The 307-nt window shown below is 49.5% G+C and carries 1 protein-coding gene; it reads right to left on the bottom strand.

What is annotated here, in order from left to right:
- Positions 1–307, bottom strand: a 307-nt coding sequence (locus tag LZP73_RS19805) for a SanA/YdcF family protein (RefSeq protein WP_234236621.1), incomplete at both ends; no start/stop codon positions are given.

Raw genomic sequence — 307 nt, 5'->3', positions numbered from 1 at the left:
CTGGCGATGGAGGATTTTTGCGTCAATCACCGCGCTGACACGAGCGAGTTTCTCCCGCAGTTGAGTATAAAAACCGTGCTTCATATTGAGGTCTGGCGCGTTAAAACCGATAGCGTCGATGCCGTATTGCTTTGCCAGCCAGATGGCGCGTTGATTATGAAATTCTTGCGAGATAATGGTGATATGGTTTTCACCAAACACCTTTTTGGCACGCACCACCGAATCAAGCGTTGAGAATCCGGCATAGTCGCAGAAGATCACTTTTGCTGGTACGCCTTTAGCGATCAAGGCCTGCTGCATTCCTGAC

Source organism: Shewanella sp. AS16 (genome assembly GCF_021412365.1).
GTDB lineage: Bacteria > Pseudomonadota > Gammaproteobacteria > Enterobacterales > Shewanellaceae > Shewanella > Shewanella salipaludis.
Note: the sequence above shows the minus strand (reverse complement) of the source record. Positions and strands in the feature narration are given on the sequence as shown.